A 21,851-nucleotide genomic window follows, 5' to 3' on the forward strand; every position below is an offset into this window, starting at 1 on the left:
GTAGCGCGGTGTCGTTTCCATTTGTGGCAATAATGTTGCAAAACATGAATGTGTCATAAAAGCGTCAAGTGACGGGTTTAGCGTCAACGGCAGGCAAGGTAATTATTTGAATAAAAGGAAAATAATGAAACTGCAAATCACACTGCTGGCCGCCGCGATGGTGCTAGCGATGCCGGTACTGGCAAAAGAGGTCTCCGTGAATCAGGCGGCGGCTATCGCTAACACCGTTACCCCAACGGCGGTCAGCCCGGCGTTTGATGCGCTGGAAGGGCAATCGCTGACGGCGCTGCGTGCGGCGCTGAAAGGGGATGCGTCGACGCTCACCCGCGACCAGCTAGAAAAAGCAAAACAGAGCAAAACGCAGGCCGATAAAGCCTGGCTGAAGGCCAGCGGCTATGACTTCCAGACCAAAGCTAACCAGCAGGCGGGTATCGAGCTGCTCTCGGCGTTCAGCACGCTGCCGGAGACGGTGGTGAAGCAGAACCTGGCGACGGTGACCGATATTAACCGTGATGCGACCCAAACCGCTCGCCACCAGGCGCTGGCGGATGCGGAAGGCATCAACCACCTCTACTTCCTGAGCGACGCGATGGGCCCACGGCTGGGCAAAGCGTTTATCGCAGCTTACGACAAAGGTGAACTCAGCAAAGCGGCGGCGCTGATTAAAGCCTCTGAAGTGAGCACCAGCGCGGCGAAGAAGCACTTCAATAATCCGCGTCCGTTCCTGATTCAGGGCAACACCATTCACCTCGTGCCGGACGACGTGGTGATTAAAGATAACCATCCGTATACCGCCGACGGCGGCTCGTTCCCAAGCGGACACACCAATACCGGCTACACCGACGCGCTGCTGATGGCGGAGATGATCCCGGAGCGTTTTGACGCGCTGGTGACCCGTGGTGCGCGCTATGGCTACTCGCGTATCGTGCTCGGCGTACACTACCCGCTGGATGTGATGGGCTCGCGCATGGTGGCGCAACGTAACGTCGCCCACTACCTGAACGATGCGAAGTACCGCGCGCTGTTTAACGAAGCTCGCGACCAACTGCGCACGGCGCTGGAAAAAGAGTGCGGCACGACGCTTGCCGAGTGCGCGAAAACGGTAGGGAAAGATGACCCGTACCGCGACCCGGCGATGCGCGATTTCTATCGCTTCACCATGACCTACGATCTGCCGCAGCAGAAGGGTGAAAAACAGAGCATCACGGTGCCGCAGGGCGCTGAAGTGCTGCTGGAAGCGGCACTGCCGAATCTCTCTGCCGCTCAGCGTCGTGTGCTGATGGTGAAAAGCGCGCTGCCGGCGGGCTATCCGCTTTCAGGCGCCACCGCCGACCAGCAGTTCTGGCAGCGTCTGAACCTGCCTGCCGCCTATGAAATGGCGAAAAAGCCGCACTGATTAGCGCAGCATATTGAGGGAAGGTGGTACCGGCTGCGGTATCGCCTTTTTTAAATGTTCATGTAGCTTTTCAATCTCCGGTGATTGCGCCGAAGCCTTCGGCCACACCAGCCAGTAGCTATCCCCCGTGGCAACGGCATCGTTAAAAGGCAGCGTCAGCAGCCCGCTGGCGAGCGCCTCCTGGCTCAACAGTAAGTCGCCTATCGCCACACCATGCCCGCCAATTGCGGCCAGATAGCCCTGCTCAAGGGTATCGAACACCTTGCCACGCGCGGTATTCAGCGTCGGGAATTGCCCGGTTCGTTTTAGCCAGCGTCGCCAGTCGCGGCGATCCGGGGAGGGGTGAATCAGCTCGCAGTGCTCGAGATGTTCCCTGGCCTGCGCGGTGAGCCCAGGGGCGCAGATAGGCACCAGCCACTCCTCAAACAGCAACAGACTTTGCGTCCCGGAACCAAATTGGCCGTCGCCCAGTAAAATCGCGCAGTCGTAGGGTTCGCGACTGAAATCAACCGTATCGGTATCCATCCATACGCTAGAGAGGGCAATTTGCGGTGAGGTGAGCGGTTGCAGCGCTGCCAGTAGCCAGCGCATGGTCAACGTAGACGGCGCTTTTAGGCGAAGCTCGCGGCGACGGCGGCCAAAGGCCTCACAGGCTCGCTCCAGACTTTGAAAACCTTCGCTGAGCTGCGTTGCCAGCGTCTGCCCGGCGTCGGTCACGGTGACTCGCGGCCCGTGTCGCTGAAAAAGGGTGCAGTCAAACCACTGCTCCAGCGTGCGGACATGGCGGCTCACCGCGCCGGGCGTAACGTTGAGTAATTCAGCGGCTTTGCTGAATGAACCTAAGCGAGCTGCGGCTTCAAAAGCGCGCAGAGCGTACAACGGGGGAAGCGACATGGCGATTATCTATTGTGAGTTTTACTCACATTGAAGCGTAGTTTTTTCCGTTTTTCAACGCGCGTACCCCGCCGAATAATGGCGGGCACTGGCTCGTTAATCGTAGGAGAAAATGATGAATATGGCTCTGCTCGCCGCCTATATGCTGGCGGTACTACTGCTGCTTGCGACGCCCGGCCCGGTGGTGGCGCTGGTTATGGGAACGGCGGCGCGTGAGGGGAGTCGTCGGGCGTTTATGACGGTTCTCGGCACTAACAGCGCATCGCTGGTGCTGATTGTGCTGGCTACTTTGATGCTGCTCGGCGTGGTGGCATTGTCGCCGGTCATGCTGTCACTGCTGGGGATAACGGGCTCGCTCTATATCGGCTGGAGCGCCGTCAGTAGCCTGATGCACAAGGCGCAGGATATCGAGGCGGTACCCGCGCGAGGCGGCCTGCTGAAGGGCTTTCTGGTAGGCATTTCAAACCCAAAGGACATTCTCTTTTTTGTCGCCTTCTTCCCGCAGTTTATTGCCATCACGGACGACTTTACCCTGAGCATGCTGACGCTCTCGCTGGTGTGGGTGGTGTTTGATATTACCGTTCTGTCGCTCTATATCCTGACGGTTCAGCGCGTGTTGTCGGGAAGGTATGCTCTCCGCCTCGAACGCCTCTCAGCGCTGTTTTTACTGGCGGTTGCGCTGTTCGGCATTGTTTACAACGTCGGTGAAATGAGTACCCACTATCATTGAAATTCCCCCAACTATCCCCCATTCTAGATCTATCGCTAAAGCGCCGCTGAGCGCTTCATTTCTTTCTTAGACCAGGACTGCGCATATGACCAATCCATTACTGACCCCCTTCGACCTACCGCCGTTTTCCCAGATTCAGCCCGAACATGTTGTCCCTGCCGTGACCAAAGCACTGAACGACTGTCGTGAGAATGTGGAACGCGTAGTCGCGCAGGGCGGGCCGTATAGCTGGGAAAACCTTTGCCAGCCGCTGGCGGAAGTGGACGACGTGCTGGGGCGCATCTTCTCGCCGGTGAGCCACCTGAACTCGGTGCAGAACAGCCCGGAACTGCGTGAAGCCTATGAGCAGACGCTGCCGCTGCTGTCGGAATACAGCACCTGGGTCGGTCAAAACGAAGGGCTGTACAACGCCTACCGCGACCTGCGCGATGGCGATAACTACGCCACGCTGAACACCGCGCAGAAAAAAGCGGTCGATAACGCGCTGCGTGATTTTGAATTGTCCGGCATCGGCCTGCCGAAAGAGAAACAGCAGCGCTACGGCGAAATTGCGACCCGCCTGTCCGAGTTGGGCAACCAGTACAGCAACAACGTGCTCGATGCCACCATGGGCTGGAGCAAGCTGGTGACCGATGAAGCCGAACTCTCCGGCATGCCGGAAAGCGCGCTGGCCGCGGCGAAAGCCCAGGCTGAAGCCAAAGAGCAGGAAGGTTACCTGCTGACGCTGGATATTCCGAGCTACCTGCCGGTGATGACCTACTGCGACAATCAGGCGCTGCGTGAAGAGCTGTACCGCGCCTACTCCACTCGCGCCTCCGACCAGGGGCCGAACGCCGGTAAGTGGGATAACACCCCGGTGATGGAAGAGATTCTGGCGCTGCGCCACGAGCTGGCTCAGTTGCTGGGCTTTGAAAGCTACGCTTTTAAATCGCTCGCCACCAAAATGGCGGAAAACCCACAGCAGGTGCTCGACTTCCTGACGGATCTGGCCAAACGCGCCCGTCCGCAGGGTGAGAAAGAGCTGGCCCAGCTGCGCGCCTTCGCCAAAGCTGAATTTGGCGTCGACGAACTGCAGCCGTGGGATATCGCCTACTACAGCGAAAAACAGAAACAGCATCTCTACAGCATCAGCGACGAGCAGCTGCGCCCGTACTTCCCGGAAAACAAAGCCGTTAACGGCCTGTTTGAAGTGGTTAAGCGCATTTACGGCATCACCGCCAAAGAGCGTACCGACGTTGACGTCTGGAACCCGGAAGTGCGCTTCTTCGAGCTGTATGACGAAAGCAACGAACTGCGCGGCAGTTTCTATCTCGACCTGTACGCCCGTGAACACAAGCGCGGCGGGGCGTGGATGGATGACTGCGTCGGCCAGATGCGTAAACTCGATGGCACGCTACAAAAACCGGTCGCCTACCTGACCTGTAACTTTAACCGTCCGGTGAACGGCAAACCGGCGCTGTTTACCCATGACGAAGTGATCACCCTGTTCCATGAGTTCGGCCACGGCCTGCACCACATGCTGACCCGCATCGAAACTGCCGGTGTGTCCGGTATCAGCGGGGTGCCGTGGGATGCGGTCGAGCTGCCGAGCCAGTTTATGGAAAACTGGTGCTGGGAGCCGGAAGCGCTGGCGTTTATCTCCGGCCACTTTGAAACCGGCGAACCGTTGCCGAAAGAGCTGCTGGATAAAATGCTGGCGGCGAAAAACTACCAGGCCGCGCTGTTTATCCTGCGTCAGCTGGAGTTTGGTCTGTTCGACTTCCGCCTGCACGCCCAGTACAACCCGCAGCAGGGTGCGAAAGTGCTCGAGACGCTGGCCGAAATCAAGAAACAGGTCGCCGTGGTACCAGGCCCGACCTGGGGTCGTTTCCCACACGCCTTCAGCCACATCTTTGCCGGTGGCTATGCGGCGGGCTATTACAGCTACCTGTGGGCCGATGTGCTGGCGGCAGATGCCTTCTCTCGCTTTGAGGAAGAGGGGATCTTCAACCGTCAGACCGGGCAGTCGTTCCTCGACAACATCCTGACCCGCGGTGGTTCTGAAGAGCCGATGGCGCTGTTCAAACGCTTCCGTGGCCGTGAACCTCAGCTGGATGCAATGCTTGAGCATTACGGGATTAAAGGCTGATTGTTGTCGTGAAAATCTGCTTACTTGATGAAACGGGCGCCGGAGACGGCGCCTTATCTGTTCTTGCCGCCCGCTGGGGGCTGGAACAGGACGACGACAACCTGATGGCGCTGGTGATGACCCCGGAGCATCTGGAACTGCGTAAACGCGATGAGCCTAAGCTTGGCGGCATCTTCGTTGATTTTGTTGGCGGGGCGATGGCGCACCGACGCAAATTCGGCGGTGGTCGTGGTGAAGCGGTGGCGAAAGCCGTGGGCGTGAAAGGCGGTTATCTGCCGGACGTGGTGGATGCGACGGCGGGGCTGGGACGCGATGCCTTTGTGCTGGCTTCCGTTGGCTGCCGCGTGCGGATGCTGGAGCGTAACCCGGTGGTGGCGGCGCTGCTCGATGATGGCCTGGCGCGTGGCTACGCGGACCCGGAGATCGGCCCGTGGTTGCAGGAGCGGCTACAGCTAATTCATGCGTCCAGCCTGACGGCGTTAACCGATATCAGCCCGCGTCCGCAGGTGGTGTATCTTGACCCGATGTTCCCGCATAAGCAGAAAAGCGCGCTGGTGAAGAAAGAGATGCGCGTGTTTCAGTCGCTGGTGGGGCCGGATTTAGATGCGGATGGCCTGCTGGAACCGGCGCGTCAGTTGGCAACCAAACGCGTGGTGGTGAAACGCCCGGATTACGCACCGCCGCTGGCGGATGTGGCGACGCCGAATGCGGTGGTTACCAAAGGGCATCGGTTTGATATTTATGCGGGGACGGCGGAGTAATTCCGCCTTCCCAATGTAGCCCGGCCGAGCAAAGCGACGCCGGGGAGCGGTGCCGGGATGAACACCGAGCAGCCCCGGGGTCGGCGTAAACGCCTCGCCCGGGCTACACGTATTGTTAGCCGCCATCCGGCATTACCGACTAAACAAACGGTGCCAGCGGATCCGCAATCTCAAACGCCACCGCACGATCTGCTTTCGGCGGATAAATCAGCTCGCTGACAATCGACACTTTCAGTTTCTTTGCCTCTTCACGCTTGAGCTTCACCTGCTGATCCCAGCCTTCACTGTACACCGCGCCCCATGCGCCCAGATCCAGACAGGTCACGTACATCTCCTGGCGATATGGCAACGGTGCTACATCCAGCACGCTTGCCGCGGCGTTGTTCCCGGCAAATTTGCCCAGCAGAATGGCGTGCTGGCAGGTCATCAGCGCATGGTTGTCTTTGTCATCGGTCGCGGCGTAAGCCACATCGCCGGTAGCATAGATATCGTCATGGCCCAGCACCTGCAGATTACCGTTGACGTGCAGACGACCCTGACGGTCGCGCGGCGCATCAATCTGTGCGGTCAGCCCGTTGGCCTGTACGCCGACGGTCCAGATAACGGTCTGCGAGGCGATAACCTGGCCATCTTTCAGCGTGACGCCGGAGGCATCCACGCTCTCTACTTCCGCGTTCACCAGCCACTCCACGCCCAGTTCGGCGGAGGCTTCGATAATCACATCGCGTAATTCCTGGCTCCAGCGGCCGCCCGGCTGCGCACCGCGCTCAACTACGACAACTCTGGTCTTAGCATCTTCACCCAGGATTTCACGCAGACGGCCAGGAAGTTCCAGCGCCATCTCAATCCCGGTGAAGCCACCGCCGCACACCACCACGGTGTTACGCGCTTCGCTCTCAGGCTGGCCCGCCAGATCTTTCAGATGCTGTTCCAGGACCGTCGCGCTTTCCAGTTGGTCGAGGTCGAACGCGTGCTCGGCGGCACCGGCAACGATATCGCGGTTTACGTGGCTGCCGCTGGCAAGTACCAGGCGATCGTAGCGGCGCAGGCGCACTTCGCCGTTCTCATCTTTCCAGCTCACCTCTTTCGAAGCCGGAAGGATCTGCTCAACGGTGCCGCGCAGGAACTTAACGCCGGTGACGTCGAACAGCGGCATCAGTGGGGAAACCAGCGTCTGAACGTGGCTTTCATAAAAACGCGGACGCACGCGCAGCTCTGGCTGTGGCGCAATCACCGTAATATCAACGGCCTGCTGGTGTTTGTCTGCCAGACGCGCGGCGCTCAGCGCTGCCCACATACCGGCAAAACCGGCACCGACGATCAGAATTTGTTTACGCATTAGGTTTGTCTCACTGGTGACTACGATTAATTGACTCGGATTTTATTGGTCGTAGTTAAAGATTGCAACGTGATTCGCTTCAGCAAACGCACCAGAAGAGACATTTTTAAATTATCTATTTGATATTTAATTGATTAAATTTTTATGCATTCAGTATTTATGCTTGCTATCTGGAATGCGTCAGATGAAAAAGCTACAATAACTCAGATTAATTTTGGCTGAGATAAGAGCGCATGGCATTCTACAGTTCTGGGGTTGAGTACGGCATACATAGTCTGATGTGCATGGTGGACGGCAAAGGTGACGCCCGCGATATGAGCGTGCGCGAAATTGCCGAGCTGCAAAGCGTGCCCTACGACTATCTGGCCAAAATCTTTACTCGCCTGTCGAAGGCCGGCCTGGTGCGCAGCATCGAAGGGAAGGGCGGTGGTTTTCAGCTGGCGAAACCGGCTGAAGACATTACGGTGCTGGACGTGGTCAATGCGATCGATGGCGATAAGCGTATTTTTGAGTGCCGGGAAATTCGTCAGCGTCTGGCGGTGTTTGATGAGCAGCCGCCGGAATGGGCCTGCGAAGGTATCTGCGGCGTGCGTTCGGTGATGGACATGGCGCAGCAGCGGATGGAAGAGGCGTTAGGCCAGCATACGATTCTGGACCTGGCGCGTAAGATGTACCGCAAAGCACCGGATACCTTCGTGGTAGAGGTGCAGGAGTGGATTGCCGGGCGGAAAAACGCGTGAACTAAGTAGCCCGGCCGAACGCCGTGACGCCGGGGAAGCCCCCGGAGTCGGCGCTGGCGCGCCTCGTCCGGGCTACCGAATAAGATTTACTCTTCTTCGTCGTCACGCAGTGGAACAATCAGCATATCAACGTGAACGGTGTTGATCAGCTGGCGAGCAGAAGACATCAGTTTGCTCCAGAAATCCTGGTGATGACCGCAGACAACCAGGTCCATATCGTATTTCTTGATAGCATCAACCAGCACCTGACCCAGGTCGCCGCTACCGCTCAGGGTTTCGGTGATTGGGTAGCCCGCACCGGTAGAGAGTTCGCTCAGCGCGTGGTGGGTCTCTTCGGAGATACGTTTCTGCATATCGCCCAGATTGACATCAATCAGCCCGGTGTAGAGATCGGAATAGTTCACGTCAACGTGAATCAAAGAGACTTTCGCATTGTAAGGGCGAGCCATTGATACCGCTTTCTCCACCAGAACTTTGCTCTCTGGTGAAAGGTCGACGGCGATAAGAATGTGTTTGTAAGCCATAGTGTTACTCCTTCCATAAAGTTGTCGATGACTGTTGGACCAGACAGCCCATGCGCTGTCCCTTGCCCGCGTCCTGCGTGCCACATGCGCGGGGTTTGCCCTTAAAGACCTAATTGTAGAAGATATTTCTACCTTATAGTGGCCTTGGGGCGCCGTCAATGCATCCGGTTCGCCAATTAGTTAAACAAATTTTTCAATCTTACGTATTGATAACGATTAACCTTGTGGTAAAAAATTTAACTGATCTCCTACACTATTTAATGAGCCGATCGAATAAATAAACGTGATCGGAATCGCACTCTTTTACTGAGGTGTTGGTGGGAAATTGGGGAGCGGTATGCCCTGGGGGGGATTTCTCTGAGGGCTGGTCGCCGGGGAGGAGTTATGATCAGCACGATTGCGCTGTTTTGGGCCCTGTGTGTCGTTTGTGTGGTGAATATGGCACGTTACTTCTCGTCGTTACGTGCGCTATTGGTGGTACTACGAGGTTGCGATCCCTTGCTCTATCAGTATGTCGATGGCGGTGGCTTTTTCACCTCCCACGGCCAGCCGGGCAAGCAGATGCGCCTGGTCTGGTACATTTACGGGCAGCGTTACCGCGACCATCACGACGATGAATTTATTCGTCGCTGTGAGCGCGTTCGCCGTCAGTTTATTTTGACCAGTTCGCTCTGTGGATTGGTGGTCATCAGCTTAATTGCGTTGATGATTTGGCACTAAGTAAAAAAAAACGGGCCAGTTTCCTGACCCGTTTTAATGTTTTTATCGCCGCTGACTTAGATAAGTTTCAGCGAGATCCAGTACAGCACGCCGGACAGAATGATAGAGGCCGGCAGGGTGAAGACCCAGGCCATCAGGATGTTGGTCACGGTTTTACGCTGTAACCCGCCGCCATCAACCAGCATGGTACCCGCCACGGAAGAGGAGAGTACGTGCGTCGTGGAGACCGGCATCCCGGTATAGCTTGCCAGACCGATGGACACCGCAGAGGTCATCTGCGCGGCCATACCCTGAGCGTAGGTCATGCCTTTCTTACCGATTTTCTCACCGATAGTGGTGGCAACGCGACGCCAGCCGATCATGGTACCAATACCCAGCGCCAGTGCGACCGCCATAATAATCCAGATTGGCGCGTACTCAATGGTGCTCAGCATGTCGGTTTTCAGTTTCTTCAACAGACGCTGATCGTCGGCATTCACTTCCGGCATCTTCGCCACTTTATCGGTGGTATCAGAGATGCAGAGCATGATGCGACGCAATTGGCTACGCTGTTCTATTGAGAGCTTGTCGTAGCTTTCGATCCCGGTCAGCATCGCCTTCGTACGGTCAAGCGCGTTGATGGTGTTAGCCGGATGGCAATGGAACTCAGTGGCTTCCAGTGCCGCAGGGGTTAACGGATCAGCGCTGTTTTGCACTTTCAGCAGCAGCTCAGGCCGTTGCTGGAAGAAGGTTTCAACGTTATTGACCGCATCACGGGTACGGGTGATTTCGTAGCCGGAAGCGTTCATGTTAACCACGAAACCTGCCGGAGCAACGCCAATCAACACCAGCATGACCAGACCAATGCCTTTCTGACCATCGTTCGCGCCGTGGGAGAATGCCACGCCAATTGCGGAGAGGATCAGAGCAATACGGGTCCAGAATGGCGGCTTTTTCTTACCGTCTTTCTTTTCACGTTCAGCAGGAGTCAGGTGGATACGGGCGCGTTTTTTGGTGCCGTTCCAGTAACGACGCAGCAGGAAAATCAGACCGCCAGCAAAGACCAGACCCACAATTGGCGACACAATCAACGAGGCGAAAATGTTAATCACTTTCGGGATGTTGAGTGCATCAACCACGGACGTTCCGGTCATCATCGCATTGGTTAAACCAATACCGATAATGGCACCGATGAGCGTGTGGGAACTGGACGCAGGCAGACCAAAATACCAGGTGCCGAGGTTCCAGATAATAGCCGCCAACAGCATGGAAAAGACCATGGCGAGGCCGTGAGCGGAGCCCATATTGAGCAACAGATCCGTCGGCAGCATATGCACGATGGCATAAGCTACACTCAGGCCGCCCAACAGAACGCCGAAGAAGTTAAAGATCGCAGCCATCGCCACAGCAAGCTGCGAACGCATAGCGCGAGTATAAATTACGGTAGCCACTGCGTTAGCCGTATCGTGGAAGCCGTTAATCGCTTCGTAGAAAAGAACAAACAACAGTGCCAGTACTAACAACAGCCCGGTATGTAAATCCAGACCAGCAAACAAATGTAACATAGGACGTTACGCCATTTTGAGGACATGAACGCGCGGCATTATCAGGGACATTGGCGGCGCGGGCAAAGTGAAATCTCTATTTTTTTTGATATTTATCCATACTATTTTAAAGGCCAGAAAGAATTATTTATTTTGTATCAATCGGATAAGTCGGGTTTGTGGATATTTCACTGGTACGACTTCGGTGAAAAATTTACAATTCCCGACAATACCTAAGTTGAGGATAGTGCGTGGAAAGGTTTGATGCCATTGTAGTAGGTGCCGGAGCGGCAGGAATGTTTTGTGCCGCCATGGCTGGACAGGCAGGGCGCCGCGTTTTGCTGCTGGATAACGGTAAAAAACCGGGGCGTAAAATCCTGATGTCCGGCGGCGGTCGCTGCAATTTTACTAACCTTTATGTCGAACCCGCGGCATATCTGAGCCAAAACCCGCATTTCTGCAAATCTGCGCTGGCGCGCTATACCCAATGGGACTTTATCGACATGGTCGGCAAGCACGGTATTGCCTGGCATGAAAAGACCCTCGGGCAGCTTTTCTGCGATGACTCCGCCGATCAAATCGTGGCGATGCTGGTCGCCGAGTGCGAAAAGGGCAACGTGACCACGCGCCTGCGTAGCGAAATCCTGAGCGTCACCCGCGACGACGAAGGCTACACCCTGCAGCTCAACGGCGATGAGGTGTCGGCAGATAAGCTGGTGATTGCCAGCGGCGGCCTGTCGATGCCGGGCCTTGGGGCGACGCCGTTCGGTTATAAGGTTGCCGAGCAGTTTGGTCTGAAGGTGCTGCCAACCCGCGCGGGCCTGGTGCCGTTTACGCTGCACAAGCCAATGCTCGAACAGCTGCAGGTGCTTTCTGGCGTGTCAGTGCCGTCGTTCATCACCGCACAGGACGGCACCGTGTTCCGCGAAAGTCTGCTTTTCACCCACCGTGGCCTATCTGGCCCGGCAGTGCTGCAAATCTCAAGTTATTGGCAGGCGGGCGAGTTCGTGAGTATTAATTTACTGCCGGATATCGACCTGGCAGACTTCCTCGACGTCCAGCGCGCCGAGCATCCGAACCAGAGCCTGAAAAATACGCTGGCGATGCAGCTGCCAAAACGTCTGGTCGAATGCCTGCAACAGCTAGGACAAATTCCTGACGTCACCCTTAAGCAGTTGAACGTTCGTGAGCAGCAAACGCTGGTTGATACCCTGACCGACTGGCGCGTGCAGCCAAACGGCACCGAAGGCTATCGCACGGCGGAAGTGACGCTGGGCGGCGTTGACACCAACGAACTCTCTTCACGTACTATGGAAGCGAAGAAAGCGCCGGGGCTGTACTTTATCGGCGAAGTGATGGACGTGACCGGCTGGCTGGGCGGTTATAACTTCCAGTGGGCGTGGTCCAGCGCCTGGGCATGTGCGCAGGCGTTGGCGGAATAGCATCAGCGGTGGCGGAGTTGTAACGTCGCAGGCAGGTAGCGCTGTAGCGATGGTGGCGTCTTGCCTTCAATCAGCTGGCTAATCATGTCATAGCAGTGCCAGGCAAGCTGGCGGTTATCCTGTTGAACAGTATCAATACGCAGCGACAGCGAATCGTAGAGATAGTGATCGTCAAAGCTTGCCAGATGAATATCGGAATCCAGCAAATGATGCTGACTCATAAAGCGCAGCACCCCTTCAAGTAGTCCACAGGCGGCGGTAAACACCGCCTTAGGTGGTCGGCCAAGTCGGGCACAAAGGGCGGCGAACATCTCATAGCCGGAGCTAGGATGATAGTTGCCGTTGATCACCCATTCCGGACGTAGTTCGATACCTGCCTGAGCTAAACCTTGTGTGAACCCGGCCAGACGGTCACGGGAGGGCGATAGTCGTGGCTGCCCGCCTAAAAACCAAAACTCATCGCTATGCTGAGGCGCAATGCGGGAAATCAGATCTGCCGTCGGGGTAATCGAGTCGGTCATCACCAGAGGCAGCGTGCTTTCATTAGGACAGCGGTCAAACAGCACCACCGGCAATTGTTCGCTGAGTTTGATGTAGTCGGCATCATTATGCATGCAGGACGCAACAATAAGCCCGTCTACCTGACGGGCAATCATATTGTTGACCACCATGTTCTCCTGACCGGGATTTTCATCGGTACAGGAGATAAGCAGCTGCACGCCCGCTTCGCGGCACAGCATCTCGAGTTCGTGGGAAAAGACGGCAAAGCCGTAGTTCGTTATCTCCGGCACCACCAGTCCGATGGTGTGACTGCGGTTATCGCGCAACGAGCGTGCATGAATGCTCGGCTGATAGTGCTGCTCACGGGCGATCGCCTGAACGCGATCGCGCGTTTCCTGCGCTACGCGTAGCTCTTTGCCACGCCCGTTCAGCACCAGGCTGGCGGTCGCTTTAGAAACGCCCGCCAGTTCGGCGATATCTTTAATAGTAACGCGTTTGGTTTTCATTACGACGCCATGAGCATGAAAGTAGGGCGCTTATTCTACCATGCATGTCCGTAGCGGCCAGTAACAGAATGCACCCGGCGTTTTGCCTGTCACCACTAACTGCGCCGGATAGACCGGGAAATAACGACTGCTCATCACCCCTTCTCCGTCGTTAATGAAAATTTCCACACTTGACTGGTCGATGAAAATCCGTAGCGAGCGGACCTCTCCGCGCCAGTAGCGAGTGTGTATTTCGTCGCTGGCAAGGCTGCGTCTCATTAGGCGGATACCGTCGGCATCTCGCTGTAGGGTTAAGGCACCGCCAAAGTCGATGCTTAACGCCTCGCTGCGGTCGGTATCCAGGGCGATTTCCATCGGTGACAGCGGGAGTGGACCATCCTGCCAGACGTGCGTTTCATCGCGTAACGCGGTAAGTTCGCGCAGCGGGCGTTGGTAGAGCTTTCCGTCGATAAACTCCAGCTCACGCAGACAGGTCATCTGGTGTATCCAGCCGTTAGCAAGCGTCGGCTGACGCATTTCTTCTCCATCCGGCACGCCCATCCAACCGACCAGTAGTCGGCGACCGTCACTGGTCTGTAGGGTTTGTGGGGCGTAAAATTCAAACCCAGCATCCAGCTCGTGTAATTCGCCGTGTTGGAAAGTGGCGCGTTCGTAGTCGAACGCTCCGGCCATCCACACTGCCGGGTAGGTGTTGAGATAACGCTCTTTCTCTCGGGCTACCCCCTGCGGGCAGCAGATCAGGACATGCTGGTCGCCGAGTGGAAACAGATCCGGGCACTCCCACATATAACCAGCGTCATCCAGACCGTTGATAGCGTAACCGGCTATTTCGCCTTCATTGCTCCACTGATGCAGGTCGGCAGAGCTGAACAGCAGCACCTTACCGCGTTTTTGCAGATCCTGCGCCCCCAGCACCATGTACCAGCGACCTTCATGCTGCCAGACCTTAGGGTCGCGGACGTGACCGGTATAGCCTTCCGGCAGCGGCAATACCGGGCCGAGCTTAGTAAAAGTACCGTCGGCATTTTCTGTAGCCAGGCATTGCCACGCGGTTCGGCTTCCATCGTCGAACTTGACGTTGCCGGTATAGCACAGGGTGAGCGTACCGTGGTTATCCACCGCGCTGCCGGAATAGCAGCCGTTGCGGTCATATTCTTCGTCCGGCATGAGCGCAATGGGCTCATGCCGCCAGTGCAGAAGATCGTCAGAGCTCCAGTGCGCCCAGCATTTGAACTTATGATCGCAGGCGAGCGGATTCCATTGGTAAAACAGGTGATAGCGTCCGGCAAATTCGACAAAACCGTTGGGATCGTTCATCAGCCCGGTGACTGGCGCATGATGCCAACGAGGGTAGTGACTGTCGGCCAATGCTCGCGGTTGGCCCTGCATAACGGCCTGCAAAATCGCAGGCAGTCGGGATGGAAGTGACATTATTCAGCGTCCGTTTTGTATTTTAGAACCAGGGAAACAACAAAGGCGACACCAAAGGCGATGATCATCCCGATAATGTAGTTCAGCAGCGAACTGGCCTGTACAATAGCCATACCAGGGATAGCCGTCAGGCCGACCGCCGTCATGTAGACATGCATTGACACCACCCATGCACCGCCTGCCGCCCCGCCGATAAGTGCGGCGATAAACGGTTTCACAAAGCGTAAGTTGATACCAAAAATGGCCGCTTCAGTGATGCCCAGCATGGCAGAAAACGCCGATGGCAGGGTAATGGCTTTGATTTTTGCGTCTTTAGTTTTAAACCATACTGCCAGGCAGGCACCGCCCTGGGCGACGTTAGACATGGCCCATATTGGGAGCAGGAAGTTGACGCCGATTGATGGATTGCCCAGCAGTCCGGCTTCGATAGCGTGGAAGCTGTGGTGAATACCGGTAATAACGATAACCGAATAGAGACCGCCAAATAGCAGTCCGGCCAGCCAGCCAGCGTGGGTAATCAGGGTACTGAGCACAAACGAAATGCCATCGCCCAGTGCGCGACCTGCCGGGCCAATGATCAGCAGCGCAATAAAGCCGGAAATAATCACGGTCAGGAACGGTGTCAGAATTAGATCCAGGGCATCAGGGATCGCGCGGCGCAACTGTTTCTCCACGATGCTCATAAACCACACCGCCAGCAGTACCGGGAACACGGTGCCCTGGTAGCCAATCATGGCAATTTCGAGGCCGAAGAAGTCCATGGTCTGGAAACCCGAAGCAACCCCCCAGGCGTTGGTCAGCGCGGGGTGAGTCAGAATACCGCCCAGCGTTGCACCGAGATAGGGGTTACCGCCGAATTCACGGGCGGCAGTGAAGCCAATCAGAATCGGCAGAATAATAAACGCCGCCGAACTGAACATATCCAGCATGATGTAGATGGCGTTACCTGGGTCAACCCAGCCGTAGGTTTTGACCATCCCCAATAGGCCCATGAGTAAGCCGGAGGCGACAATCGCTGGGATAATCGGCACAAAGATGTTTGACAACAGGCGGGCAATCCGCTGGAACGGGTTCAGTTTTTTGGCTGCGATGTTGGCGGTTTCCGATTTGCTGGATTCGCTAATCCCTGCCACTTGAATAAAGGCGGCGTAGACTTTATTCACCACGCCGGTGCCGAAGATTATCTGCATCTGTCCGGCATTACTAAAACAGCCCTTAACCCCTTCAACCTGGCCGATCGCCTGGCGATCGGCCAGTGAATCATTGACCAGGACCAGTCGCAGGCGTGTAGCACAGTGCGCTGCGCTGGCGATATTTTCCTTGCCTCCCAGAAGCGGAAGCAGCGAGCGGGAAATTTGTTCAAAATCCATAGAACCCTCTGTATGCGTTATTATTTTCATACTGCCAGCCCGATAAAACGGGAGGCAGTTTCTGCGTTATGATGGTTTTTGCGGCGTCGAAACAGGCTTCGCCGCCGCGTTTATTGTGTTCGTCAAACCCTAACTGTCAGAACCAGGTTTCCATCTGAACGCCAAAGTTCCACTCGCCGCCAGCGCTGAAGCCGCTGCTACCAAAGGCATCATTGCTGGCGTAATTATCCAGCTTTTTGCTCCAGTCCATCCAGGTGGCAAACAGGCGTAGTTCGGGGCGACTGAAGAAATTACCGATGCTGCCCGCTTTCAACGTTGGAGCGAAGGTGAGTTTATAGAAACTCCCATTCACTGCGTTGCGATCTTTGTAGCCTTCTGGCTGCAGGTCCATGTATTGGTAGCTACCTTCGTAGGCGAGAGCAAAGTTATCGGTGATCTCCTGGATTAGGCGCATGTTAAAGGTGACCCATTCGTAGCTGTCGCCTTTGACGTAGCGGTCTTTACTGCTTTGCGCCAATACTGCGGGTGCGATATGCCATCTTGAGCTCAGCGGCGTCGTACCATAGCTGGCGAAGCGCCAGGTATTGGCATCGTCGAGCAGCGCGCCGTCCGAGCCGATACCTTTGACCTCCGCCCCTAAACCGTGACCGTAGAGCAGGGCGGTTTTGCTGCTGCCCTCGCGTAGGCTGTAGAAACTGTCATTATGCAGGCCAACCAGCGCGTGTATGCCGTTATTGGCGGCGTCAGTCTGGATGACATCACCATTGGCATCTTTACGATCGTTGTTATCTTTTGCCCGCAAGCCGCTCACCATTACCTGAACCGGACCGATGAAGTGGTTCATGCTCAGAATGTAGTTCTGCACGTTGTTATCGACGTTTTCCATATCGCCGAAGTTACGTCCGTAAATGGAGAAGTTACTGCGCAGGCTGTCATTCCACTTCACGTCGTAGATGCCGCCACCGGTCCCAGCGAGGAACACCACGTCGGAATCGAGCCAGTGGATATCAAAATTGTCGCGATCGAAGCGTTTGCCTGCCCACAGCGTGGAACCTTTCAGGGGGCCTTCCAGGCTCGGTAAGTTGCCGAGTTCGGCAAATGCCTGACGCATATTCAGGTCACTGGAGTCTGCCGACCAGTCGTTATAGGTTTTTTGTCCATCGGCCAGCATGGCTTTGAAGCGGGTGGTTGCGCCGTTTTCCAGCGTCTGTTTATGTTCGAAATTTAATTCGACGTAGGTATCGGCCTCGTTGCCTAAGCGACCAATCGCCCCACCCGTTTCCCCTGCGGGTGTCAGATAAGGGCCACTTTTGCTGCTGGAAGCCGCATCGTTCATCAATAGGCCGGAGCGGGCATAACCGTGGAATTCAAAGCCGCTTTTATCATCGGCTTTCGTTTCAAGCTTAGCGGTACGTTGAACGACATCCTGGGTAGTTTGCTGCGTTTTTTGCTGCTGGGTCATGAGCTGCTGGATTTTTTTCTCCGCAGACTCGGCGCGATTTTCAGCCGTTTTTGCTCGGTTTTCTGCTTCCTGCAGACGTTTTTCCTGGGCGATAAGACGGGCTTCGATAGCGCTGAGATCCATTTGAGCGTGGGCTGAAGCAGTGCCGGCTAGTAGAGCGATAAGAACCGCGAGCGTGCTTTTTTTGTACATGTCGGTTGCATCCAAAGGTAAAGTGAAAAGTAATGTGTTTTTTGCTAAATCGGTTTAGGTGGCATAGTAGACATGACATTTAACATCTTGAAATATATTTTGCTAAACCGGTTTAATAATTGTGATGGATGCAACAAAGTAGGCCGCCGCGGAGCGGCCTAAGGGATCAAATCGGGTGATCAAGATCGCGCTGATAGGGAAGTGCTGTCATCGCGCCTTTGGCGGTGGTGGCCAATGCTCCGCAGGTTTGCGCAAGGTTGAGTGTCGGTTCAAGTTCACGACTGTCCTTCGGCATCCCTTTAGCCGCAAGGCCGGTGAGTAATCCGGCGACGAAAGCATCACCCGCACCGGTCGTGTCCACGCTCACGACAGGCCTGGCGCTGAAATGGATAATCTCCTGTTGGAATGCGGCCAGTACGCCAGCTTTTCCTTGTGTTACCAGCAATAATTCTGTCTCATAGCGCTCGATGATTTTGGCTATGCCATGCTCTAACTCATTGCTTCCAGTTATGAATTTGAGTTCTTCTTCGGACAATTTCACCACGTCAGCCAGGCGTAACGCGCGATCGAGGCAGGCGTGGAGTAGCGCCATATCCTGCCAGAGATCCTCGCGAATATTCGGATCAAAGCTGACTCGACCGCCAGAGCGCTTGATCTTTTCCATTGCGGAGAAAGTGGTACTGCGACTGGGTTCAGCGCTGAGTGCGATGGAGCAGACGTGTAGCCACTGGTTGGTGGAAAAGTCGGGCAGGTCAGCTTCCACCAGGAACAGATCCGCGCTGGGGCGCACCATAAAGGTAAATGTCCGCTCGCCCTGTTCATCAAGATCAACCACCACGGTGGAGGTACGGTGCTGGTGGTCGAAGTGCATATGGCTCACATCAACATGTTCTTGCTGTAGGGTCTGGCGCATAAAATGGCCGAATGGATCGTTGCCAACGCGCCCAATAAAGCCGCTATCGCCGCCAAGGCGAGCAATGCCTACCGCGACGTTAGCCGGTGCACCACCGGGGCATTGCAGCAGGCGCCCCTCGCTCTCCGGCAGAAGATCGATTACCGCATCGCCCAGAACCCACACTTTTGCATTCATGCTGATACTCTCCATAGCTAAACTTAATTAAATCGGTTTAGCATATCGACAACGGGAGTGAAACGCTATGAAATAAATACCCAGGAAAGCAGGTAGAATAGTCTGTTATGACCTCTGCTGATTAAACAGCGCTAGCAGTGTTTGCACCTGTTCATCTAATGGCGCCAAATCCCGTTTGACGATCAGATGCAACGGCGTGGCGCGTCGTACGCCGTGGCTGAGCGGCAACGTCTTTAAAATCCCCTGTGCCAGCTCGTGATGAATTCTCTCCTCCGGCAGCCAACCGTAGCCCACCTGATACATCACCGCGTCAATCGCTGCATCAATAGTTGAAAAGGTCCACGCGTCGCGCCCGGCCTGGCTGTCGCTGTCGTTATCGGCAATGCGGATAAGTGGCCAGGGGCGTAGCTGCTCGTCGTTGAGCGGGCCTTCCTGGTTGAAGAGGGGGTGGTCGTGATGGGCGACGGCGACAAAATCGATGTTCATCAGCCATTCGCCGCGCCCGGTGATGTCCTGACGGCGAGTCAGCACCATCACGTCCGCCTCGGCCTGAATCACATCGTTACCGCTGGCATTCTCCAGCACTTCGGTTAAACGCACCTGCGTTTGCGGATAGCGCTGCTGAAACTGGCGCAAAATGGCGAATAGTCGCTCGCGCGGGAAAATACTGTCGACCACTAAATCCAGCCGGGTGCGTATGCCTTCACGCAGCGTGGCGGCGCGGGTCTCTACCCAGGCGAAGGCCTTGAGTAGCGGTTTGACCTGCGCGAGCAGCAGCTCACCGGCCGGGGTTAACACCGCACGGCGGCCTTCCGGGATAAGCAGCGCCACGCCAAGCCTTTCCTGTAATAGCGCCAGGTTGTAGCTCACCGACGACTGGCTGCGGTGAGTCTCTTCAGCCGCTTTGGCAAAGCTGCCCAGCTCCACCACCTTCTCCAGCAGCGCCCATTGTTCCAGCGTCGTTTTATGCATAATTGATTTAAAAAGTAGATGAATTTCATTGAAACATAGCGTTATTCATTTACTTTTTAAAGCAATAAGATCTCTGCATCGACACAAGGAGATTTCATTATGAGCAATTTTGATAAACACGATCTGAGCGGTTTCGTTGGCAAACATCTGGTATATACCTACGAGAATGGCTGGAACTACGAGATTTACGTTAAAAACGACCACACCCTTGATTACCGTATTCACAGCGGTATCGTGGCGAATCGTTGGGTAAAAGATCAGCAGGCCTATATTGTTCGCGTTGGCGAAAGCATCTACAAAATTTCCTGGACCGAGCCGACCGGTACCGACGTCAGCCTGATTGCGAACCTGGGTGACAAACTGTTCCACGGCACCATCTTCTTCCCACGCTGGGTGATGAACAACCCGGAAAAAACCGTCTGCTTCCAGAATGAGCACATTCCGCTGATGAACGCCTACCGTGATGCGGGCCCGGCGTACCCAACGGAAGTGATTGATGAATTCGCGACCATTACCTTCGTTCGCGACTGCGGGGCCGATAATGACAGCGTCATTAACTGCGCGGCGAGCGAATTGCCAACCGATTTCCCTGCTAATTTACGCTAGGGGTTACCATCGTTGTTCACGTTATTTATTACACTAATGTGCAACGAATATTAAAACGGGTCATAAATAAAGTCTTTGTTTATAAAACGTTGAATTATGTGAACCAGAGCCCAGTTGCGATGCAAGCTGGGCTTTTTTTTACAAAAATTCAGCGAGAACAATGACCTTTATAAAGTATTGATTTTGTTTATTAATCATTTATTGTGCGAATGCGCATTTCTTTCTTAATCTTATCCTAAGATAACACTGATACTTTTACCGCAATTCAATGTTGTAGGTTTAATTATCACATCTATCTATTCCTGATTTTAACAACATCGCGATAGCACCGTTTTATTCACGAATCAGGCGTACTCATTTGCGTTATAGGGTAAGGAACATTCATGAGTGATTTTCTGCCGTTTTCACGTCCCTCTATGGGCGAGGCGGAGTTCGCAGCGCTGAAAGAGGTGCTGCAATCTGGTTGGATCACCACCGGACCAAAAAACCAGGCGCTGGAAGAGGCGTTTTGCGCCCTCACGGGCAATCGTTTCTCGATTGCCGTGAGCTCCGCGACCGGTGGCATGCACGTCACGCTGATGGCCCTCGGTATTGGTCCTGGCGATGAAGTGATCACCCCTTCGCAAACCTGGGTTTCCACCCTCAATATGATCGTGCTGCTGGGCGCTACGCCGGTGATGATCGATGTCGATCGTGACAATCTGATGATTACCCCTGAGGCGGTTGAAGCGGCGATTACCCCGCGTACCAAAGCCATTATTCCCGTGCACTATGCTGGCGCACCTGCGGATATCGACGGTATTCGCGCGGTCGCTGAACGTCACGGTATTCCGATGATTGAAGATGCGGCGCATGCGGCGGGAACCTACTACAAAGGCCATCATGTTGGCTGGCAGGGAACGGCGATTTTCTCCTTCCACGCCATTAAAAACATGACCAGCGCCGAGGGCGGGCTGATTGTCACCGACGACGAACAGCTGGCAAACCGCATTCGCAGCCTCAAATTCCACGGCCTCGGCGTTGATGCCTATGACCGCCAGACCCACGGACGCGCCCCGCAGGCGGAAGTGATTAGCCCGGGCTTTAAGTACAACCTGGCCGACATCAACGCCGCCCTGGCGCTGGTTCAGTTGGGCAAATTAGGGTCGGCCAACCAGCGTCGCAACGATATTGCGCAGCGCTACGTGCAGGAACTGGCCGACACCCCATTCCAGCCGCTGGCCGCACCGAGCTGGCCGCACCTGCACGCCTGGCATCTGTTCATTATTCGCGTGGACGAACAGCGCTGCGGCATCAGCCGTGATGCGTTGATGGAACAGCTCAAGGCGCAAGGCATTGGCACCGGGCTGCACTTCCGCGCGGCGCATACGCAGAAATATTACCGCGAGCGCTTCCCGGAACTCTCCTTGCCGAATACCGAATGGAACAGCGCGCGTATCTGTTCATTACCTCTTTTCCCGGATATGACCGATGACGACACCACCCGTGTCATTACGGCGCTCCACCAGTTAGCAGGCCGTTGAT

General features: G+C 55.5%; 19 protein-coding genes. 9 read left to right on the forward strand and 10 right to left on the reverse strand.

Annotated features, from left to right (window positions below):
- Positions 1-124 precede the first annotated feature (124 nt).
- Positions 125-1,396 carry an acid phosphatase gene (locus V6944_RS04970; protein WP_333498124.1) on the forward strand — a complete coding sequence of 424 codons (1,272 nt, stop codon included), beginning with the start codon at positions 125-127 and terminating at the stop codon, positions 1,394-1,396.
- Here V6944_RS04970 and V6944_RS04975 read toward each other — a convergent pair whose 3' ends face one another.
- Positions 1,397-2,290 carry a LysR substrate-binding domain-containing protein gene (locus tag V6944_RS04975; RefSeq protein WP_333498125.1) on the reverse strand — a complete coding sequence of 298 codons (894 nt, stop codon included), beginning with the start codon at positions 2,288-2,290 and terminating at the stop codon, positions 1,397-1,399. It lies immediately after the preceding gene.
- 115 nt (positions 2,291-2,405) lie between these two features.
- Here V6944_RS04975 and V6944_RS04980 point away from each other — a divergent pair, with 115 nt between their 5' ends.
- The 3 genes from V6944_RS04980 to rsmJ all read left to right on the forward strand — a co-directional run bounded on the left by V6944_RS04980 (position 2,406) and on the right by rsmJ (position 5,909).
- Positions 2,406-3,020, forward strand: coding sequence for a LysE family translocator (locus tag V6944_RS04980; RefSeq protein WP_333498248.1), 615 nt, complete (start codon positions 2,406-2,408; stop codon positions 3,018-3,020).
- 85 nt (positions 3,021-3,105) lie between these two features.
- Positions 3,106-5,148, forward strand: a complete 2,043-nt coding sequence (gene prlC / locus V6944_RS04985) for an oligopeptidase A (protein ID WP_333498126.1) — start codon at positions 3,106-3,108, stop codon at positions 5,146-5,148.
- A gap of 8 nt (positions 5,149-5,156) precedes the next feature.
- Positions 5,157-5,909 carry a 16S rRNA (guanine(1516)-N(2))-methyltransferase RsmJ gene (gene rsmJ / locus V6944_RS04990; RefSeq protein ID WP_333498127.1) on the forward strand — a complete coding sequence of 251 codons (753 nt, stop codon included), beginning with the start codon at positions 5,157-5,159 and terminating at the stop codon, positions 5,907-5,909.
- Between the two features lie 139 nt (positions 5,910-6,048).
- Here the strand turns inward: rsmJ and V6944_RS04995 are convergent, their stop codons facing one another.
- Positions 6,049-7,248, reverse strand: a complete 1,200-nt coding sequence (locus V6944_RS04995; RefSeq protein WP_333498128.1) for an NAD(P)/FAD-dependent oxidoreductase — start codon at positions 7,246-7,248, stop codon at positions 6,049-6,051.
- A gap of 233 nt (positions 7,249-7,481) precedes the next feature.
- On the opposite strand from V6944_RS04995, the gene V6944_RS05000 reads away from it, so the two are divergent.
- Positions 7,482-7,988, forward strand: coding sequence for an RrF2 family transcriptional regulator (locus V6944_RS05000; protein ID WP_185667386.1), 507 nt, complete (start codon positions 7,482-7,484; stop codon positions 7,986-7,988).
- Positions 7,989-8,074: 86 nt separating this feature from the next.
- Here the strand turns inward: V6944_RS05000 and uspA are convergent, their stop codons facing one another.
- Positions 8,075-8,512, reverse strand: coding sequence for a universal stress protein UspA (gene uspA, locus V6944_RS05005; protein WP_035894835.1), 438 nt, complete (start codon positions 8,510-8,512; stop codon positions 8,075-8,077).
- Positions 8,513-8,896: 384 nt separating this feature from the next.
- On the opposite strand from uspA, the gene uspB reads away from it, so the two are divergent.
- Complete coding sequence (gene uspB / locus V6944_RS05010) at positions 8,897-9,232, forward strand: universal stress protein UspB (RefSeq protein ID WP_035894834.1); 336 nt, start codon at positions 8,897-8,899, stop codon at positions 9,230-9,232.
- A gap of 56 nt (positions 9,233-9,288) precedes the next feature.
- Here uspB and pitA read toward each other — a convergent pair whose 3' ends face one another.
- Positions 9,289-10,776 carry an inorganic phosphate transporter PitA gene (gene pitA / locus V6944_RS05015; RefSeq protein WP_333498129.1) on the reverse strand — a complete coding sequence of 496 codons (1,488 nt, stop codon included), beginning with the start codon at positions 10,774-10,776 and terminating at the stop codon, positions 9,289-9,291.
- 230 nt (positions 10,777-11,006) lie between these two features.
- On the opposite strand from pitA, the gene V6944_RS05020 reads away from it, so the two are divergent.
- Complete coding sequence (locus V6944_RS05020; RefSeq protein WP_333498130.1) at positions 11,007-12,197, forward strand: NAD(P)/FAD-dependent oxidoreductase; 1,191 nt, start codon at positions 11,007-11,009, stop codon at positions 12,195-12,197.
- Positions 12,198-12,199: 2 nt separating this feature from the next.
- Here the strand turns inward: V6944_RS05020 and V6944_RS05025 are convergent, their stop codons facing one another.
- From V6944_RS05025 to V6944_RS05050, 6 genes are all read right to left on the reverse strand, one after another.
- Positions 12,200-13,204 (reverse strand): LacI family DNA-binding transcriptional regulator, encoded by a 1,005-nt coding sequence (locus V6944_RS05025; protein ID WP_333498131.1) that lies wholly within the window; start codon positions 13,202-13,204, stop codon positions 12,200-12,202.
- 30 nt (positions 13,205-13,234) lie between these two features.
- A complete protein-coding gene (locus tag V6944_RS05030; protein ID WP_333498132.1) occupies positions 13,235-14,635 on the reverse strand; it encodes a sucrose-6-phosphate hydrolase in 1,401 nt (466 codons plus the stop codon).
- On the reverse strand, positions 14,635-16,005 hold the full coding sequence (locus V6944_RS05035; protein WP_333498133.1) for a sucrose-specific PTS transporter subunit IIBC: 1,371 nt from the start codon (positions 16,003-16,005) through the stop codon (positions 14,635-14,637). The genes V6944_RS05030 and V6944_RS05035 overlap by 1 nt, the downstream gene beginning before the upstream one ends.
- A 136-nt stretch (positions 16,006-16,141) precedes the next feature.
- Complete coding sequence (locus tag V6944_RS05040; protein WP_333498134.1) at positions 16,142-17,659, reverse strand: carbohydrate porin; 1,518 nt, start codon at positions 17,657-17,659, stop codon at positions 16,142-16,144.
- A 166-nt stretch (positions 17,660-17,825) separates the two neighbouring features.
- The gene (locus tag V6944_RS05045; RefSeq protein ID WP_333498135.1) at positions 17,826-18,749 is read right to left on the reverse strand and encodes an aminoimidazole riboside kinase; all 924 of its coding nucleotides are present in this window, start codon (positions 18,747-18,749) and stop codon (positions 17,826-17,828) included.
- 105 nt (positions 18,750-18,854) lie between these two features.
- Positions 18,855-19,721 (reverse strand): LysR family transcriptional regulator, encoded by an 867-nt coding sequence (locus V6944_RS05050; protein WP_333498136.1) that lies wholly within the window; start codon positions 19,719-19,721, stop codon positions 18,855-18,857.
- A gap of 96 nt (positions 19,722-19,817) precedes the next feature.
- Here V6944_RS05050 and V6944_RS05055 point away from each other — a divergent pair, with 96 nt between their 5' ends.
- Positions 19,818-20,327 carry a phenolic acid decarboxylase gene (locus V6944_RS05055; RefSeq protein WP_333498249.1) on the forward strand — a complete coding sequence of 170 codons (510 nt, stop codon included), beginning with the start codon at positions 19,818-19,820 and terminating at the stop codon, positions 20,325-20,327.
- A gap of 383 nt (positions 20,328-20,710) precedes the next feature.
- Positions 20,711-21,850 (forward strand): UDP-4-amino-4-deoxy-L-arabinose aminotransferase, encoded by a 1,140-nt coding sequence (gene arnB / locus V6944_RS05060; RefSeq protein WP_333498137.1) that lies wholly within the window; start codon positions 20,711-20,713, stop codon positions 21,848-21,850.
- Position 21,851 lies beyond the last annotated feature (1 nt).

It is taken from the genome of Kluyvera sp. CHPC 1.2972, assembly GCF_036759925.1.
Lineage (GTDB): Bacteria > Pseudomonadota > Gammaproteobacteria > Enterobacterales > Enterobacteriaceae > Kluyvera.

What these genes read in the sequence shown, in the direction of transcription:
- V6944_RS04970 (WP_333498124.1), top strand. Translation starts at nt 125, where the DNA reads ATGAAACTGCAAATCACACTGCTGGCCGCCGCGATGGTGCTAGCGATG.
- V6944_RS04975 (WP_333498125.1), bottom strand. Translation starts at nt 2,290, where the DNA reads ATGTCGCTTCCCCCGTTGTACGCTCTGCGCGCTTTTGAAGCCGCAGCT.
- V6944_RS04980 (WP_333498248.1), top strand. Translation starts at nt 2,406, where the DNA reads ATGAATATGGCTCTGCTCGCCGCCTATATGCTGGCGGTACTACTGCTG.
- prlC (WP_333498126.1), top strand. Translation starts at nt 3,106, where the DNA reads ATGACCAATCCATTACTGACCCCCTTCGACCTACCGCCGTTTTCCCAG.
- V6944_RS04995 (WP_333498128.1), bottom strand. Translation starts at nt 7,248, where the DNA reads ATGCGTAAACAAATTCTGATCGTCGGTGCCGGTTTTGCCGGTATGTGG.
- V6944_RS05000 (WP_185667386.1), top strand. Translation starts at nt 7,482, where the DNA reads ATGGCATTCTACAGTTCTGGGGTTGAGTACGGCATACATAGTCTGATG.
- uspA (WP_035894835.1), bottom strand. Translation starts at nt 8,512, where the DNA reads ATGGCTTACAAACACATTCTTATCGCCGTCGACCTTTCACCAGAGAGC.
- uspB (WP_035894834.1), top strand. Translation starts at nt 8,897, where the DNA reads ATGATCAGCACGATTGCGCTGTTTTGGGCCCTGTGTGTCGTTTGTGTG.
- pitA (WP_333498129.1), bottom strand. Translation starts at nt 10,776, where the DNA reads ATGTTACATTTGTTTGCTGGTCTGGATTTACATACCGGGCTGTTGTTA.
- V6944_RS05025 (WP_333498131.1), bottom strand. Translation starts at nt 13,204, where the DNA reads ATGAAAACCAAACGCGTTACTATTAAAGATATCGCCGAACTGGCGGGC.
- V6944_RS05030 (WP_333498132.1), bottom strand. Translation starts at nt 14,635, where the DNA reads ATGTCACTTCCATCCCGACTGCCTGCGATTTTGCAGGCCGTTATGCAG.
- V6944_RS05035 (WP_333498133.1), bottom strand. Translation starts at nt 16,005, where the DNA reads ATGGATTTTGAACAAATTTCCCGCTCGCTGCTTCCGCTTCTGGGAGGC.
- V6944_RS05040 (WP_333498134.1), bottom strand. Translation starts at nt 17,659, where the DNA reads ATGTACAAAAAAAGCACGCTCGCGGTTCTTATCGCTCTACTAGCCGGC.
- V6944_RS05045 (WP_333498135.1), bottom strand. Translation starts at nt 18,749, where the DNA reads ATGAATGCAAAAGTGTGGGTTCTGGGCGATGCGGTAATCGATCTTCTG.
- V6944_RS05050 (WP_333498136.1), bottom strand. Translation starts at nt 19,721, where the DNA reads ATGCATAAAACGACGCTGGAACAATGGGCGCTGCTGGAGAAGGTGGTG.
- arnB (WP_333498137.1), top strand. Translation starts at nt 20,711, where the DNA reads ATGAGTGATTTTCTGCCGTTTTCACGTCCCTCTATGGGCGAGGCGGAG.